12 protein-coding genes are annotated in these 15097 nt (G+C 53.1%); 11 read left to right on the top strand and 1 reads right to left on the bottom strand.

Annotation, left to right across the window (positions count from 1 at the left end):
- The first annotated feature begins 2 nt into the window (after positions 1–2).
- From MKY59_RS31005 to MKY59_RS30955, 11 genes are all read left to right on the top strand, one after another.
- The gene (locus MKY59_RS31005) at positions 3–1994 is read left to right on the top strand and encodes a DHH family phosphoesterase (RefSeq protein ID WP_339275420.1); all 1992 of its coding nucleotides are present in this window, start codon (positions 3–5) and stop codon (positions 1992–1994) included.
- Positions 1991–2434 carry a 50S ribosomal protein L9 gene (gene rplI / locus MKY59_RS31000; protein WP_236413640.1) on the top strand — a complete coding sequence of 148 codons (444 nt, stop codon included), beginning with the start codon at positions 1991–1993 and terminating at the stop codon, positions 2432–2434. Before MKY59_RS31005 ends, rplI begins: the two co-directional genes overlap by 4 nt.
- A 1-nt stretch (position 2435) precedes the next feature.
- The gene (gene dnaB / locus MKY59_RS30995) at positions 2436–3797 is read left to right on the top strand and encodes a replicative DNA helicase (protein WP_236413638.1); all 1362 of its coding nucleotides are present in this window, start codon (positions 2436–2438) and stop codon (positions 3795–3797) included.
- A gap of 421 nt (positions 3798–4218) precedes the next feature.
- Positions 4219–5505, top strand: coding sequence for an adenylosuccinate synthase (locus tag MKY59_RS30990; RefSeq protein ID WP_236413636.1), 1287 nt, complete (start codon positions 4219–4221; stop codon positions 5503–5505).
- 176 nt (positions 5506–5681) lie between these two features.
- On the top strand, positions 5682–6449 hold the full coding sequence (locus tag MKY59_RS30985) for a hypothetical protein (protein WP_339275418.1): 768 nt from the start codon (positions 5682–5684) through the stop codon (positions 6447–6449).
- Between the two features lie 745 nt (positions 6450–7194).
- Complete coding sequence (locus MKY59_RS30980) at positions 7195–8730, top strand: peptidoglycan DD-metalloendopeptidase family protein (protein ID WP_236413632.1); 1536 nt, start codon at positions 7195–7197, stop codon at positions 8728–8730.
- A 521-nt stretch (positions 8731–9251) separates the two neighbouring features.
- Positions 9252–9983 (top strand): response regulator YycF, encoded by a 732-nt coding sequence (gene yycF / locus MKY59_RS30975; protein ID WP_339275416.1) that lies wholly within the window; start codon positions 9252–9254, stop codon positions 9981–9983.
- The gene (gene walK, locus MKY59_RS30970; RefSeq protein WP_236413628.1) at positions 9983–11833 is read left to right on the top strand and encodes a cell wall metabolism sensor histidine kinase WalK; all 1851 of its coding nucleotides are present in this window, start codon (positions 9983–9985) and stop codon (positions 11831–11833) included. The genes yycF and walK overlap by 1 nt, the downstream gene beginning before the upstream one ends.
- Entirely contained in the window at positions 11817–13097 is a 1281-nt protein-coding gene (gene yycH, locus MKY59_RS30965) for a two-component system activity regulator YycH (protein ID WP_236413626.1), read from the top strand. Before walK ends, yycH begins: the two co-directional genes overlap by 17 nt.
- Positions 13098–13153: 56 nt before the next feature.
- A complete protein-coding gene (gene yycI, locus MKY59_RS30960) occupies positions 13154–13897 on the top strand; it encodes a two-component system regulatory protein YycI (protein WP_236413624.1) in 744 nt (247 codons plus the stop codon).
- A gap of 6 nt (positions 13898–13903) precedes the next feature.
- Positions 13904–14710, top strand: coding sequence for an MBL fold metallo-hydrolase (locus MKY59_RS30955; RefSeq protein WP_339275411.1), 807 nt, complete (start codon positions 13904–13906; stop codon positions 14708–14710).
- Here MKY59_RS30955 and MKY59_RS30950 read toward each other — a convergent pair.
- Complete coding sequence (locus tag MKY59_RS30950) at positions 14679–14894, bottom strand: hypothetical protein (RefSeq protein WP_339275410.1); 216 nt, start codon at positions 14892–14894, stop codon at positions 14679–14681. The two genes, MKY59_RS30955 and MKY59_RS30950, sit on opposite strands and share 32 nt — an antisense overlap.
- Positions 14895–15097 lie beyond the last annotated feature (203 nt).

Genomic DNA, 15097 nt, shown 5'->3' with positions numbered 1-15097 from the left:
TCATGCCTAAATTTCTGAAGAAGCGCTGGCACGGCTACTATACCGTATGGGCGTTTATTCTATTGCTCCTGCTGGTCATGTTCGTGACCATTTACAACTGGACGCTTGGTTTGATCAGCCTGATACTCGCTTCGGCGCTCGGCATTGTCATGATCAAAGCGGAGCTTGCCTTTCGCCGGGAATTGAATGATTACATTAACGGATTATCCATACGCATCAAACGGATGGAGGGGGAAGCGGTAAACATGCTTCCCTTCGGCATTGTGCTGTACAGCGAAGACCGTACGGTAGAATGGCATAACCGCTTTGTGGCGGATATGTTTCAGGAGAAAACGATGGTGGGCAGCACGCTAACCCATCTGTTTCCAAAGCTGCCGCAGCCGAAAGAAAAGAAGGACGGATCGAAAGACGCGGCATCCAAGGAACTGCACGACGAGTTCCAACTCGATGACCGATATTACGGCGTCATCCATAACCCGCTGGAACGGTACGTGTACGTGTATGAAATTACCGAGTTGGCTGTTCTCCGGGATAAGTACGAAAATGAACGAATCGCGCTGGGCATTCTGGTGCTCGACAATCTGGACGAGGCGGCACAAGGCATGGACGACCAGCAGCGCACCTCGCTGATTGCCCGCGTAACCAGCGAAATCACGGCTTGGGCGAAGCGGTACGAAGTGTATTTGCGCCGTTTGTCGTCCGACCGCTACCTGATGATGCTGAACCACAAGGCGCTGCAGGAACTGGAGCAGAGCCGGTTTGTCATTCTGGACGAGGTGCGGGAAATGACCGCCGATCTCAAGGTGCCGATGACGCTTAGCATCGGGCTGGCCTTTGGTTCGGATAGCATTAGCGAGCTGGGAGAGCTTGCTCAGTCCAGTCTCGATATGGCGCTAGGACGCGGCGGCGACCAGGCTGCCGTCAAATCGGGACAGCGGCTGTCCTTCTATGGCGGCAAGTCCAATGCCGTCGAGAAACGGACGCGGGTTCGCGCCCGGGTCATTGCGCATGCTTTGCGGGATCTTATGCAGGAGAGCGATCGGGTCATTATTATGGGGCATAAAATGCCCGATATGGATGCGATCGGCGCTTCCATCGGGGTGTGGAAAGCGGCCAGCCTGTACAATGTGGAGGCACGCATCGTCCTGGATGGGGTAAATCCGTCCATTGAACGAATGATGGAGCTGGTGAACAAGGACGAAAAGTTGGCCAAAGCCTTTATTTCGCCCGAACAGGCAACCCAGGTCATGACCGAGCACACGCTGCTCGTCGTTGTCGATACCCACAAAGCCTCCATGACGATGGAGCCCAAGCTGGTACAGGCCGCTACGCGCGTAGTCGTGGTGGACCACCACCGCCGCGGCGAGGAATTCATTAACGACGCTGTGCTGATTTATCTTGAGCCTTACGCTTCATCGGCTGCCGAGCTTGTTACCGAGCTGTTGCAATATATCCATGACAAGGTACAGTTCACGCCGCTGGAAGCGACGGCGCTGCTCGCGGGAATTACGGTGGATACGAAGCATTTCGCGCTGCATACCGGGTCAAGAACGTTCGAGGCGGCCGGCTTCCTGCGCAGAAGTGGTGCAGATACCATCATGATCCAGCGGCTGATGAAAGAAAATCTGTCAGAATATATTGCTAAGGCAGAAATCATAAAGCATGCTAAAATGGTATATGGGAACATTGCGCTTGCGGTCACTGAACGCGGCAGCAAGCTCCCGCAAATGATGATCGCCCAAGTGGCGGACACCTTGCTGAACATGAACGACGTCGTCGCTTCATTTGTGATCAGCGAGCGTCCGGACGGGCTGATCGGAATCAGTGCAAGATCGCTCGGCCGCATGAACGTACAGGTCGTCATGGAACGGCTCGGCGGCGGCGGGCATTTGACCAATGCGGCTGTTCAGCTGGAAGGATCGCTGGGAGAGGCAGAAAAACGGCTGATGAACGTACTGGCTGAAATCGAAAAGGAAGAGGGGCTGTTCGAATGAAAGTCATTTTTATAAAAGATGTTAAAGGTCAGGGGAAAAAAGGACAAGTGAAGGAAGTATCGGAAGGATATGCACAGAATTTCCTTCTGCCGCGCGGGCTGGTGCGTCTGGCTACCGACGGAAACATGAAAACGCTGGAGAACCAGAATGCAGCTGAAGAGCGCCGCAAACAAGAAGAAAAAGCGGAAGCGGAAGTGCTCGGCAAAAAGCTGGAGGCTGAAGTCACCGAACTGAAAGCCAAAGCGGGTGAAGGCGGTCGCCTGTTCGGGGCCATCACAAGCAAACAAATCGCTGAGGCGCTTGCAGCCAAAGGCTTGAAAATCGATAAACGCAAAATCGAACTGGACGATCCAATCCGTACGCTCGGCGTAACACAAGTAACGGTGAAGGTTCATCCTGAAGTCAAAGCGACTATCAAGGTACAGGTAACGGAGGAGTAAGATGGGCGGCGAAATGTTATTCGACCGGATTCCCCCGCAGAACCTGGAAGCCGAGCAGGCCGTGCTGGGTGCAATCCTGCTTCAGGGCGAGGCCCTGATTACAGCGATGGAACGGGTGCAAACCGAGGATTTCTATGACAAGCCGCATCAACTCATCTATGAAACGATGATTCAGCTTGGCGAGGAAAATCAGCCGATTGACCTTGTCACGCTGACTTCGCGTTTGAAGGACAAAGGCGAGCTGGAGGAGGCCGGCGGCGTCAGCTATCTTGCGAAGCTGGCCCATGGCGTGCCTACGGCAGCCAATGTCGATTATTACGCCCAGATCATCGAAGAAAAATCGATGCTGCGGCGACTCATCCGTACCGCCACGCAGATTGTGAGCGAAGGTTATGCAGGCGGAGAGGATGTATCGGCCATGCTCGGGGAAGCCGAGCGGCGCATCCTGGAAATTTCCAATCGTCGCTCCAGCAGCGGCTTTATTGCCATCCGCGATGTTCTGATGGAAGTGTTCGACCGTGTCGAGACGCTGCATCAGAACAGGGGAACAACAACAGGCATCCCGTCCGGATTTATCGATTTGGACAAGATGACCGCAGGTTTTCAGCGCAGTGACTTGATCATTGTAGCGGCACGTCCTTCCGTAGGTAAGACCGCCTTTGCGCTGAATATCGCCCAGAACGTGGCCATTCGTGCGCAGGAGACGGTAGCCATCTTCAGTCTGGAGATGTCGGCGGCACAGCTTGTGCAGCGGATGATCTGCGCTGAGGCGAACCTGGATGCGGGTGTCATGCGTAACGGGGATTTCAAGGGCGACGAGGACTGGCAGAAGCTGACGATGGGCATTGCTGCATTGTCGGAAGCGGAAGTCTATATTGACGATACACCCGGGATCACGGTAGCCGACATTCGTGCCAAATGCCGCCGTCTCAAAAAAGAGAAGGGGCTTGGCATGATCCTGATCGATTACCTGCAGCTCATCAGCGGCCGCGGCAAAGCAGGGGAGAACCGCCAGCAGGAGGTCTCCGAGATTTCCCGTACGCTGAAGCAGATCGGCCGTGAGCTTGAAGTTCCGGTTATCGCGTTGTCCCAGCTCAGCCGGGGCGTGGAGCAGCGGCAGGACAAGCGCCCAATGATGAGTGACTTGCGGGAATCGGGTTCGATCGAGCAGGATGCCGATATCGTGGCGTTTTTGTACCGGGATGATTATTACAACCAGGAGACCGAGAAGAAGAACATTATCGAGATCATTATCGCCAAACAGCGTAACGGTCCGGTAGGTACGGTAGAGTTGGTCTTCCTGAAGCAGTTCAACAAATTCGTCAACTACGAGCGGGCGCATAACGATGCATTCGCGATGTAGTACAGACCTCTGATGCGTAAAGCATTATATGCAATGATGGAGTTGCGCCGTTTTGCGCAATTCCGTGTTGCCATAAGAAATCGGCATGCCATCCTGCTTCCAGGGCGCAGGCATAGCCGGTTTTCTTTGCGTGCTTTTGGAACAATAATGGATACATTCAGCCGCAACTTAGGTGTATTTCCGAACATTAACAACGAAAAATATATGATTAGTTCGTTTATTGATTTGACTTTGAAAATGGGGACTGGTACACTATTACTGCTGCGTTAAAGCAGCGAAAACCTTCCTTCCAATGTAACGAAGGAGTTTTCACTGTCCGTTAGCACGCTTCTCCGCCGGTGTTTTCACATTCATTTGCCTGCCGAGATAGAGGACGGACAGATCAATAAAAGGTGCGCAAGGCACCCACGGAGGAATGCACATGTCAACGGTAGTTGTAGTGGGAACGCAATGGGGAGACGAAGGAAAAGGCAAAATCACGGATTATCTCGCGGAAAGCGCGGACGTGGTCGCTCGTTACCAAGGAGGTAACAATGCCGGCCATACGATTTTGATCGATAACAAAAAATATAAGCTGACGATGATTCCATCGGGGATTTTCAACACTGACAAAGCTTGCGTCATCGGCAACGGCATGGTCATTAACCCGAAGGCACTTATTGAAGAGATTAATTATATTCATGACAATGGCTTTACAACGAAAAACCTGACGATCAGCGACCGGGCACATATCATTCTGCCATATCACATGGTACTGGATGCGCTGGAAGAAGAGCGTAAAGGACCGAACAAAATCGGTACGACAGGCAAAGGGATCGGTCCTTGTTACATGGACAAAGCAGCCCGTATCGGAATCCGCATGGCGGACCTGATGGATGCCGAAGAGTTCGAACTGAAGCTGCGCCATCTGGTGCAGGAGAAAAATCGCGTCATTGAGCAAGTATACGATGGCGAGCCGGTGGATGTAGAGCAAATCCTGAAGGATTACCTGGAGTATGCCGAGGTTCTTCGTCCATACGTGCGCGATACTTCCGTCGTCCTGAACGAGTTCATCGACGAGAACAAAAAGGTGCTGTTTGAAGGCGCGCAAGGCGTTATGCTCGACATCGACCAAGGTACCTACCCGTTCGTAACGTCTTCGAACCCATCCGCAGGCGGCGTATGTATCGGTTCCGGCGTTGGCCCGGCACGCATTCAGCAGGTCATCGGCGTGGCTAAGGCGTATACAACACGCGTAGGCGATGGTCCATTCCCAACAGAACTGTTTGATGCTGTTGGCGACCAGATCCGCGAAACGGGTCATGAGTACGGTACAGTTACCGGACGTCCTCGCCGCGTTGGCTGGTTCGACAGCGTCGTTGTTCGTCACGCCCGTCGCGTGAGCGGTATCACTGGCCTGTCCCTGAACTCGCTGGACGTGATGACAGGATTGGAAACCGTGAAAATCTGTACCGGATACAAATACAAAGGCGAGATCATCACTCATTATCCGGCTAGCTTGAAAATGCTGGCGGAGTGCGAGGCGGTTTACGAGGAGCTGCCAGGCTGGAGTGAAGATATCACAGGAGCGAAAAAGCTGGAAGATCTGCCAGTGAACACGCAAAACTACATCAAACGCGTATCCGAGCTGACAGGCATTCCGATTGCCATCTTCTCGGTAGGCCGTAACCGTGAACAGACGAATCAGGTTATGCCGATCTACGTCTGATCCATCATTATAAATAAGTAAGCCCCAAGTACTGCCTATCCGGCGTCGCTTGGGGCTTTTTCGCATTTGATCTGATATGAAACCCCGATTTTCCGTCAATACTGGTTAACAGCGGATTTGGCTTAACCGTCACCCGGACAGGCTGGAGGACGGATCATCGGAGGGAGTGAAGAGAAATGAAACTGCTGCAATGGTTTGTAAAAATGCTGCTCACGGTTGTGCTGGTCAGCTCATTGACGCTGCTGACAACCGGACTGATAGTGCAATCGTACGTAAAATCGCTGCTGGCAAGCTTCAATATTGAATGGGAAGGGTCATCGCTTGGATTAACCTCCATGTTTCAGGGTGCTCTGGGCGGGAGCAAAACCAACGAAAAGAAGAGTGAGCCTGAATCGGAACCGACCGATAAACCCGTCGGGGCCGAGGAGGAGAAGGTGCCCGAGGGTGCCATTTCAGTGATGGGGAACGAAGGCGACGGGAGCACGAAGAGTGAGGAAAAAGCCTCGCAGGATGCATCGCAGGGCAACCCGGATTCAGGCCAGGGCAACTTAAATGAAAAATCGGATCTAGGAGCCAATTCTGAAACAGGATCGGAAACCGGTGCAAATGCTGGCGCTGGTACAGCAGGGACGTCCAATGGAACCGCTGGTACCACAGACGCGTCCAATGGAACGGAGGAAGGCAAAGCCTCCACAGAGACCGGAGCGGTCGTTGTATCACCGGACGATATTACGAACAAAAAAGACAGCTTGCCGCAGGCGGAGAAAGAGAAGATCTTCAGTCTGCTCATGAACAAGCTGCCGCAACAGGAGATGCAGCAAATATCGAGCGCCATGGAGGGCGGATTGACGGAAGAAGAATTGCGAGAGATTGAGCAGGTCATTTCCAAGTATTTAACGAGCGAAGAATACGACGGCCTGATGGAAGTACTGCAGGCTGAATGAAGAGGTTAAAATAGCTAGGTATTTTCAAGGCCTAGGGCCGGAATAGAGACTTATGTACGCATGCTGGTCAGGACATGTAATAGAAGCCATCGGAACGGGATTATCCCCTTCCCGGTGGCTTTTTTGGCTCTCGGGAGCTGGGAGGGAATTAGCGCAATTACATCTTTGAGATCCTGTGGCCGATTCATCGCAGGCATTCTCCGCTGGAAAATAATTCACTGTATACGTGGTTGCCGGACGATCAAAACTACATTGGAACATTCGCTAAAACTTGGGACGCCATCGGATGAACGGATCAAAATTCCGCTATGATGAGGTCGGCCGTACAGGATGGTCGACTCTTTCATAGAAGGTGAAACCCCAAGCCAGGCAAGGTGTGAATGCGCATCATCAAGATGTTAAACTGGGTCTTAGAACCTACTCCTAATGGCTTTGCTTTTGGGTGAATCCAGTTTGGAAAAAATGCATCGCCACAGACGGTGATGGTCTTCCACATTATGCATAAATAAGGAAAACGGCCTGGGAGCGCACATTTGAGCCGTGATCGCTGTAGTTGAAATGCCTGTAAAACCTGTGTTAAAGTAAACGGGTGTGATGAAAGGTTAAAATTTTGACACTTTTACAAACGCAGCTAAAGTCCTGATTTTTGCGGACACCCAATATAACCATTGACAGGCATAAGACAGACACGACGGGTAATGTCTTGACAGAATGCGGTTTTAGAAGTGCTGAAAAGGAGAGAATCATGAAAGGTTTCAAAGGCATAAGCCAACCGGGCAAAAAAATCCGGAAACACGAACCATCCGGAAAACACCCGAAGGCCGAAGACAAGAACAGCATGAGCATGTCCAACTTCAGTGTAACGAAAGCGCGCGCCTGGACCTCGCGCAAATGGATCATCGCCGCGTCATGCGGGATATTCATCGCAGCTTCGATCGGATTCGCAGCCAAGCAATACATAGCGGCCAACACGCTTACGTATTACAACGTATTGGTTAAAGGCAATCCTGTCGGAAGCATCTCGGACGAGGCACAATTGCAACAACTATTCGCAGACAAAACGCAGGAATACCAAAATAAATATCCGGACGCAGAGATGGTCCTGAATACCGAAGGCATTACGACGGAAACGGCGAAATCCTACAAGCCTCAAGTGGACAGTCAGGGTACGTTGGATAAGTTGAGCGATATGCTGACAGCTTACGCCAAAGGCGTCGAAATCAAGGTGGACGGTGAAGTCATCGGCATCGTGAAAGACGAGGAAACGGCGAACAAGGTACTTGAACAGGTGCAGAGCAAATACATATCGGCAGCGGCCGTGAGCAGCCCGCTCAAGACGAAGTCGGTATCGGCGAATTCTTCCTCCAAGGCAGATGGACCCAGCACCACGCTGAAGTCGGTCGACATCCAGGAGGAGGTTTCCACCGACGCCGTAAAAGCCGACCCCAACAAAATTTGGGACGTGTCCGAAGCGGTCAAGGCTTTGACCGTAGGCAAGGACTCGCCGGTAACTTACGTTGTGCAGGAAGGAGACACGATTTCCTCCATCGCAGCGAGATTCGAGATTACGCAGGCGGAGATTCGCAAGAACAATCCCGGAATCAAGGAAACGTCGATGCAAATCGGCGATAAACTGACGCTGACGGTTCCGAAACCGGCCGTGACCGTCAAGTCGGTCGAACAGATCGTGGAACAAATCGAGATTAAACCGCAAGTCGAGGTGCGCAAAAGCGCCGATCTGAAAGCTGGCACGACCAAAGTGGTCCGCCCGGGGCAGAGCGGCCTGAAAAACATGCAGTACCGCGTCACCAAGGAGAATGGCGAGGTCGTTAAGGAAGAATGGCTGGGTCAGGAAGTCGTGAAGGCTGCCGTAACGGAAGTGGTTCTGAAAGGAACCAAGGTCGTGGGCGAAGGGACTGGCGCGTTTGCCTGGCCGGTATCGAGCGCTTCCATATCCAGCAGCTACGGACAACGCTGGGGCCGCCAGCATAAAGGCATCGACCTGGTCGGCAATCGGGACGTGAAGGCGTCCGACGAAGGCGTAGTGACGTTTGCAGGCCAGAAGACCGGTTATGGCAATGTGATCATCATCAACCATCGCAACGGATACGAAACGTTATACGGTCATCTGGACAGCATCGGCGTCAAGGTAGGACAAGTCGTCGAAAAAGGCGAAAGCATCGGCGTTATGGGCAATACGGGACGCTCTACCGGAACCCATCTTCATTTTGAGATCCATAACAACGGAACGGTGGAGAACCCGCTCACTTATTTGAATTAGAACTGAATATAAGGCGGATTGTGGTGGCTGCGAATGCTGCTGTGCGAACCGCTATATCTATGGGTCAGCTTAGGCTGGCCTTTTTGCGATGGCAGGACTTCGGTTTTCTGGTTCTGGAAGATAGAGGAACCGTTGGACCGATCAGGGACTGAGGTCAGGCGGGTTCCCGCAGATGTTATTGCGATGATCATCAATATGTAAAAAACTTTCAATTTCTGAGTATTGAGACGCCGGTTCGGGATGTTACGCCGCTCAAGGTATGTTAAACTATTGATTATAATCCATCCAATGTAGGACAAACATGTGTGATTTCCCGAAATGGGGAGACAAGCTTCGCTACCGGGAAATAGCAGCATCGTTTGTGCGTTATATAGAGAATGAGCATGCATATAGGCTGAACTCAATTTTTACACGCTAACGGAGAGGCAGAACCAATCTGGAGAAGCGAAGCGTTGCTTATATAGAAAAGAGAAATAGACCGCTGCGGCGGATCATGCAGGATATAGGGGTGAATACAGCAGATGCAGGGAAAGATTCTGGTGGTTGACGACGAGCAGCCCATCGCGGACATTCTGAAGTTTAATCTGGAGAAAGAAGGGTATGAGGTCATTTGTGCCTTTGACGGCATTCGTGCGGTTGAGCTGGCGCTATCCGAGAAGCCGGACCTGATGCTGCTGGATTTGATGCTGCCGGGCAAAGACGGCATGGACGTATGCCGTGAAGTTCGCGCTCATTTGGAGATGCCCATTATCATGCTGACCGCCAAGGATGGCGAGATCGACAAGGTACTCGGGCTGGAGCTGGGCGCGGATGATTACGTCACGAAACCGTTCAGTACGCGCGAGCTGCTTGCCCGGGTAAAGGCACAGATGCGCAGGCGGCAGAAGCCGGTCATCGCTGCAGCGTCAACGGAGGCACCAGAGGATGATGAGAAGCAAGTGCTGCGTTTGTTCGACCTGGCGTTCGATATGGACATGTATACAGCGTACAAAGGAGGCGAACCGCTCGACCTGACTCATCGCGAGTATGAGCTTCTCTATTATATGGCGAAAAATTCGGGCAAGGTGATGACGCGCGAACATCTGCTGCAGGCAGTATGGGGTTACGAATACTTCGGGGATGTGCGGACCGTCGACGTGACGATTCGCCGCCTGCGCGAGAAGATTGAGGAGAATCCGAGCAAGCCGGAAACGATCTTGACCCGGCGCGGTCTCGGTTATCTGGTGCGCAGCCCCAAAAGCGTAGGTCTGTAATGAGCCGCTTCTTGAAGTTTTCGTTCTTTCGCACGATTCAAGCCAAGCTGATTATTATCTATGTGCTGCTAATCCTGATTGCGATGCAACTGATCGGGGTTTATTTCGTCAGCGCGATGAAGAATTCGTTAACGAGCAATTTTACGGAGGATTTGCAGGCCCGGGCTGAAATGTTGTCTGTGCTGGTGGGCGAAACGCTGGCTGGCGGCGACCCGGAGGCTGGTGAAGACCGTACGGAAAACCTGCGCGTGTTGGTGAACAATCTGTTCAATATCAACGGTGCGGAAATTCAGGTTCTCGATGCCAGCGGGAAGGTGCTGACGACCTCTTTAAGCTCGCACTCCGATTACGTGGGGCGGAAAAACACGCAAACCGTAGTTAGTCGTGCCTTGCAAGGCATTCGGGATAATGAAGAGTACATTGTCGACGAAGATAATGTGCGCAAAAAAGTCGTCGCCAAGCCGGTCATGTCCGGCGGCAAAATTATCGGCGCAGTGTACATCGCCGCTTCGATGAGCGAGTTGTACGCCACCATGGAAGGCATCAACAAAATTTTCATTTCGGGCATTCTGATCGCCCTGGTGCTAACGGCAGTGCTTGGCGTGATCCTGTCGCATACGATCACCCAGCCAATCAAAGAAGTCACGCGGCGGGCCACGGCGGTGGCCGAAGGCAACTTCGACCAGCAGACGCCCGTATTCGGCACGGATGAGATCGGACAGCTCAGCCGGGCCTTTAACTATATGACGAGCAGGCTGCGCGACGCTCTCTCCCAGAACGAAGAAGAGAAGGAAAAGCTGACTTCGATTCTGACCAATATGAGCGACGGCGTGGTGGCAACCGATGAATATGGCAAAGTCATACTGGTGAACCGCCGCGCCAGCAGCATTCTGGGCATGCGTCCTGCGGATATCGAGGGCAGGCATTTTGCCGTCCTGCTCGGCATAGATCCGGAGGATGCCGAGGCGCTGGCGAGCGGATTCACCGGATCGACGTTGCTGCAGATTGCGCCAGCCGGGCAGGAGGAGCCTGTCGTCATCCGCATGACATTCACGCCTGTGCATCGGCGCGACCTGGGCATTACGGGGACGATTGCCGTGCTGCAGGACGTCACGGAGCAAGAAGAACTGGAAGCGTCGCGGAGGGAGTTCGTCGCCAACGTATCCCATGAGCTGCGCACGCCGCTCACAACCATCAAGAGTTATGCCGAAGCGCTGGATGACGGCGCACTGGAAGATCCGCAGCTGGCGGGCCGTTTCGTGGGCGTCATCCAAAACGAGACGGAGCGTATGATTCGGCTGGTTACCGATTTGCTGCATCTGTCGCGGCTCGATTCCAAAGAGGCGCGACTCCGCAAACAGCCCACCGATGTGCTGGAAATGCTGGAGGAAGTGACGGACCGTTTCTCCTTCCAGATGCATCAGAAGGATATTCAGTCCGTGTTGTCGGTGGAAAACGGGATGCCGCTTGTTCCGCTGGATCGCGACCAGATCGACCAGGTGCTGGACAACGTGGTGTCCAATGCGCTGAAATACACGCTGGAGGGCGGCACGATTACGATTTCGGCAAGGCGCGAAGGCGGGAATACGCTGGCCGTTTCGGTGAGCGATACCGGGGTGGGTATTCCGCAGCGGGACCTGGACCGCATTTTTGAGCGGTTTTACCGGGTAGACAAGGCCCGATCCCGCAGCATGGGCGGCACAGGGCTCGGACTGTCCATTGCCCGGGAAATCGTAAAAGCGCATGACGGCAGCATCTCGCTCGAATCGGAGCTGGACGTCGGCACAACGGTTACGTTTAAGCTGCCGATGCGGAGCGAAGGAGGTGAGCACAGTGAAGGAACGCATTAAGTCACTCGTGCTTGCTTCGCTGGTAGCTGCGAGCCTCGTGCAGAGCTATTTCTTGATTTATCGTCTGCCTGGCGGCGGCGATTCGGTAGTCACCTCCGAGACAAACTATGTCAAAACCGAGAATATGGGCCAGGAGCGCAATATTGAGGAATTGATCTTCCCCGATCAGATGATTATTCATTTGGGTGGGGATAAACATACCGTGTTCTATCCGGGCAATACCTTTTATCAGTTGATCTATTCGCGGATTCAGGGCCGGACGTTTGAGGATTTCCAGCGCCGAAACGTGCAATCCGTGAATTGGGAGAAGATTCGCAAGGAGAATCAAGGCTTTGAGCTGTCTTTCAAAGAAGGCATTCCCGTGCAATTGCTGCAGCGGGTAATGCGGCTTGGCACGGACTCGCTGTTCCAGGGAGAGACGATCAACCGAATTTCCATTTATACGGCCAAAAACGACTCTAAGGTGCATGCGCTGTTCTTTAGTGCCAAAGGTGATGTGGTATACGAAGCTGCACAGGCCGACCTGACCGTGCAGGACGTGCAGCAGCATGTGGATTTCGGCAGCAATTGGACGCCGTATACGTTGATGGAAGGCGGATATTACATTCCAAGGGCGGCGCTGGAAACGATCGAAGCCGAGGTGCCGACAGGCCAATTCACGGTCGAGCAGATGCAGCGCAGCCTGTTCTTCGATCCAAGCATGACCCGAAACATTCGGGAAAAGGACGGATCGGAGATTTATACGGACAGCAAGCGCAGTCTGCAAATCAAACAGGAGCAGCGCTGGATGACGTATACCGATCCTGCGGCACCGCCGGCGGGTCAGAGCGACCCGGCCAAGGATGCGCTGTCTGCGGTGGATTTCGTCAACCAGCATGGCGGGTGGAAGGGCAGGTCCCGCATGATGATCGAATCCAGCGATAACCGGACCAGTCTCCAATTCCAGCAGTACTATGGCAGTTTTCCGATTCTCGATCTGGCGCAATTCCGTTTCGGTACGATCAGCATGGAAATGCAGCAGGAAACGGTGTCGAGTTATGAACGTTCGCTGGAGTACCTGAACGAAGGCTCGGAGACCAAAAAGGCGGTCAAGCTCTCGGGAGGGGACAAGCTGAAGGCACTGATCGAAAAGGTGACCGGCTCCACTCGTCAGGTAGAGGACGTATATCCGGCATACCGCCCGTCTGCGACGGAGGATGGCTTGAAGCTGATCCCCGTATGGGTCATCCGTTTCACGAACGGAGAAGAGACCACGGTGTCATAGGAATGGCCTAGTGTAACGGTTTTCTTTTGAATCATGTCATAGCGGAGGTGAGGTTGTTGGATTGGGGACGCGCGAAAAATGTGTTGATCTACGCCTTTTTGCTGCTTAACCTGGTGCTTGGTTATCAGATCTGGGTGGATGCCCGGGAGACGGCCGGAGCCAATCTGGACTTCACCTCCCTGGCGGACAATACCCAGCTGGCGATGGAGGAAAAGGGCATTCAAGTGCTTGCCCCCATCCCGAGTGAAACGCCGAAGCTGCCGAAACTGTCCTATGAGTTCATTGAAGAGGATAAGGCGGGCCTTGAAGTCAATCTCGATCAACCGATCGACAGCAAGCTGATCTTTGCACAGGGCGAGTTGGAAAATGCGCTAAAAGATGAAATTGTACAAATCGGCAGTTATCGACTTGATCAACTGATGGCCGAAGATGGGGCCTTCGTTCTTCATCCGTTGGTGGACGGGAAATGGCCGCTCTTCAACGTCAGCCTGGAGCTGTTCTACAGCGATCAGAAAATTACGGGTTACCGTCAGACGCCGGTGCGGATCACGACAACGGAGGACAGCGAGCAGCAGGTGCTCCCGGCGTCGAAGGCGCTGGGAACGCTGATCGAGAACTTTTTGCCCAATGATGCCATCGTGAAGGATATTCAATTGGGATATTATGGTCAGTTATTCAACTCGGATATGCAAGTGGCGATGCCGGCATGGCGGTTCGTGCTGGAAAGCGGCGAGATTCTGTACGTGCAGGGTATCAGCGGGGATGTATTCAGTCCCAAGACAGACAAACTAGAGGAGTAATGCGTTATGGGGATATATTTTACCGTGTTGTCCAGCGGTTCGACGGGAAATGCAACAGTCATCCAACATGGGGGAACCTCGTTGATGATCGATGCTGGGCTCAGTGCGAAGCGGCTGGAGGCACTGTTTCTGGAACGGGAGATTTCGGGAGCGGAGCTGGACGGAATTTTGGTCACGCACGAACATTCGGATCATATTAAAGGACTAGGCGCGATCTCCCGCAAATATAATTTACCAATCTATGCGAACACGAACACGTGGAAAGCGCTGGAGAAATCGGTCGGAGCCATTCCGGAGGAAAACCGGCGTATTTTCGAGACGGGGGAGAACAAGGATTTCGGTTCCTTGCGCGTCGAATCGTTCGGCATCTCCCATGATGCCGCAGAGCCGGTCGGCTATACGTTCGATGACGGCAGCGAGAAGCTGGCGGTGGCGACCGACCTCGGCTATATGAGCGATAAGGTGCGCGACGCGATTGCAGATTCGGATGTGCTCGTTCTGGAGGCGAATCACGACGTGGAGCTGCTGCGCATGGGACGTTATCCGTGGAATACGAAGCGTCGCATTCTGAGCGATATCGGGCACCTCTCGAACGAGGCGGCAGGAGCGGCGCTCAGCGAGCTGATGAACGGGCGCCTCAAGCGCACCTATCTGGCGCACCTTAGCTTGGACCATAATATGATCGATTTGGCCAGAATGTCGGTGCGCGATGCCATGGAGAGCCGCGGTTGCTTTTATAAGGACCATGAGTTCAGGCTGTGCGACACGTATTACGACCGACCTACGCCATGGGATAGGGTGGGTCAGCCATAAAGCTGTCGAGTTCGGCAGCCTTGCGTTCCACCTCTTCGCGGGTGAGTATGCCTTTGTCCACCAGCAGTTCGATCATCGTACTGAGCGCAAGCGTGTTGCGATAATGCTCTTCCTTCAGGTCGGCCAGTTTGGATGCCATATGAACCTCTTCCATAGCTGTGAGTGTGCGTGTGCGATTCAACATTAACCCTCCTTCTATGAAGCTTCGAATATCTTTTACTATTATTGTAGTCAGAGGACGTGGAAAACATTCCTCTTTTTCCCTCTACAAATTGGCTGGAATGGCGTGTATGCTGAAAGGGACGGCTCGGCAGGACTGGAAATTATTTTATTTACGCCGGAAATAGGCGGTTAGCAGGGCTGTTTTTGTGGTGATAGATAGTGTGA

This window comes from Paenibacillus sp. FSL W8-0426, assembly GCF_037969725.1.
In the GTDB taxonomy this organism is placed as follows: Bacteria; Bacillota; Bacilli; order Paenibacillales; family Paenibacillaceae; genus Paenibacillus; species Paenibacillus hubeiensis.
This window is presented reverse-complemented; position numbering and strand designations above follow the sequence as displayed.

Excerpts from the sequence above, each read along its gene's own strand:
- MKY59_RS31005 (WP_339275420.1), top strand. The coding sequence starts at position 3 with ATGCCTAAATTTCTGAAGAAGCGCTGGCACGGCTACTATACCGTATGG.
- rplI (WP_236413640.1), top strand. The coding sequence starts at position 1,991 with ATGAAAGTCATTTTTATAAAAGATGTTAAAGGTCAGGGGAAAAAAGGA.
- dnaB (WP_236413638.1), top strand. The coding sequence starts at position 2,436 with ATGGGCGGCGAAATGTTATTCGACCGGATTCCCCCGCAGAACCTGGAA.
- MKY59_RS30990 (WP_236413636.1), top strand. The coding sequence starts at position 4,219 with ATGTCAACGGTAGTTGTAGTGGGAACGCAATGGGGAGACGAAGGAAAA.
- MKY59_RS30985 (WP_339275418.1), top strand. The coding sequence starts at position 5,682 with ATGAAACTGCTGCAATGGTTTGTAAAAATGCTGCTCACGGTTGTGCTG.
- MKY59_RS30980 (WP_236413632.1), top strand. The coding sequence starts at position 7,195 with ATGAAAGGTTTCAAAGGCATAAGCCAACCGGGCAAAAAAATCCGGAAA.
- yycF (WP_339275416.1), top strand. The coding sequence starts at position 9,252 with ATGCAGGGAAAGATTCTGGTGGTTGACGACGAGCAGCCCATCGCGGAC.
- walK (WP_236413628.1), top strand. The coding sequence starts at position 9,983 with ATGAGCCGCTTCTTGAAGTTTTCGTTCTTTCGCACGATTCAAGCCAAG.
- MKY59_RS30955 (WP_339275411.1), top strand. The coding sequence starts at position 13,904 with ATGGGGATATATTTTACCGTGTTGTCCAGCGGTTCGACGGGAAATGCA.
- MKY59_RS30950 (WP_339275410.1), bottom strand. The coding sequence starts at position 14,894 with ATGTTGAATCGCACACGCACACTCACAGCTATGGAAGAGGTTCATATG.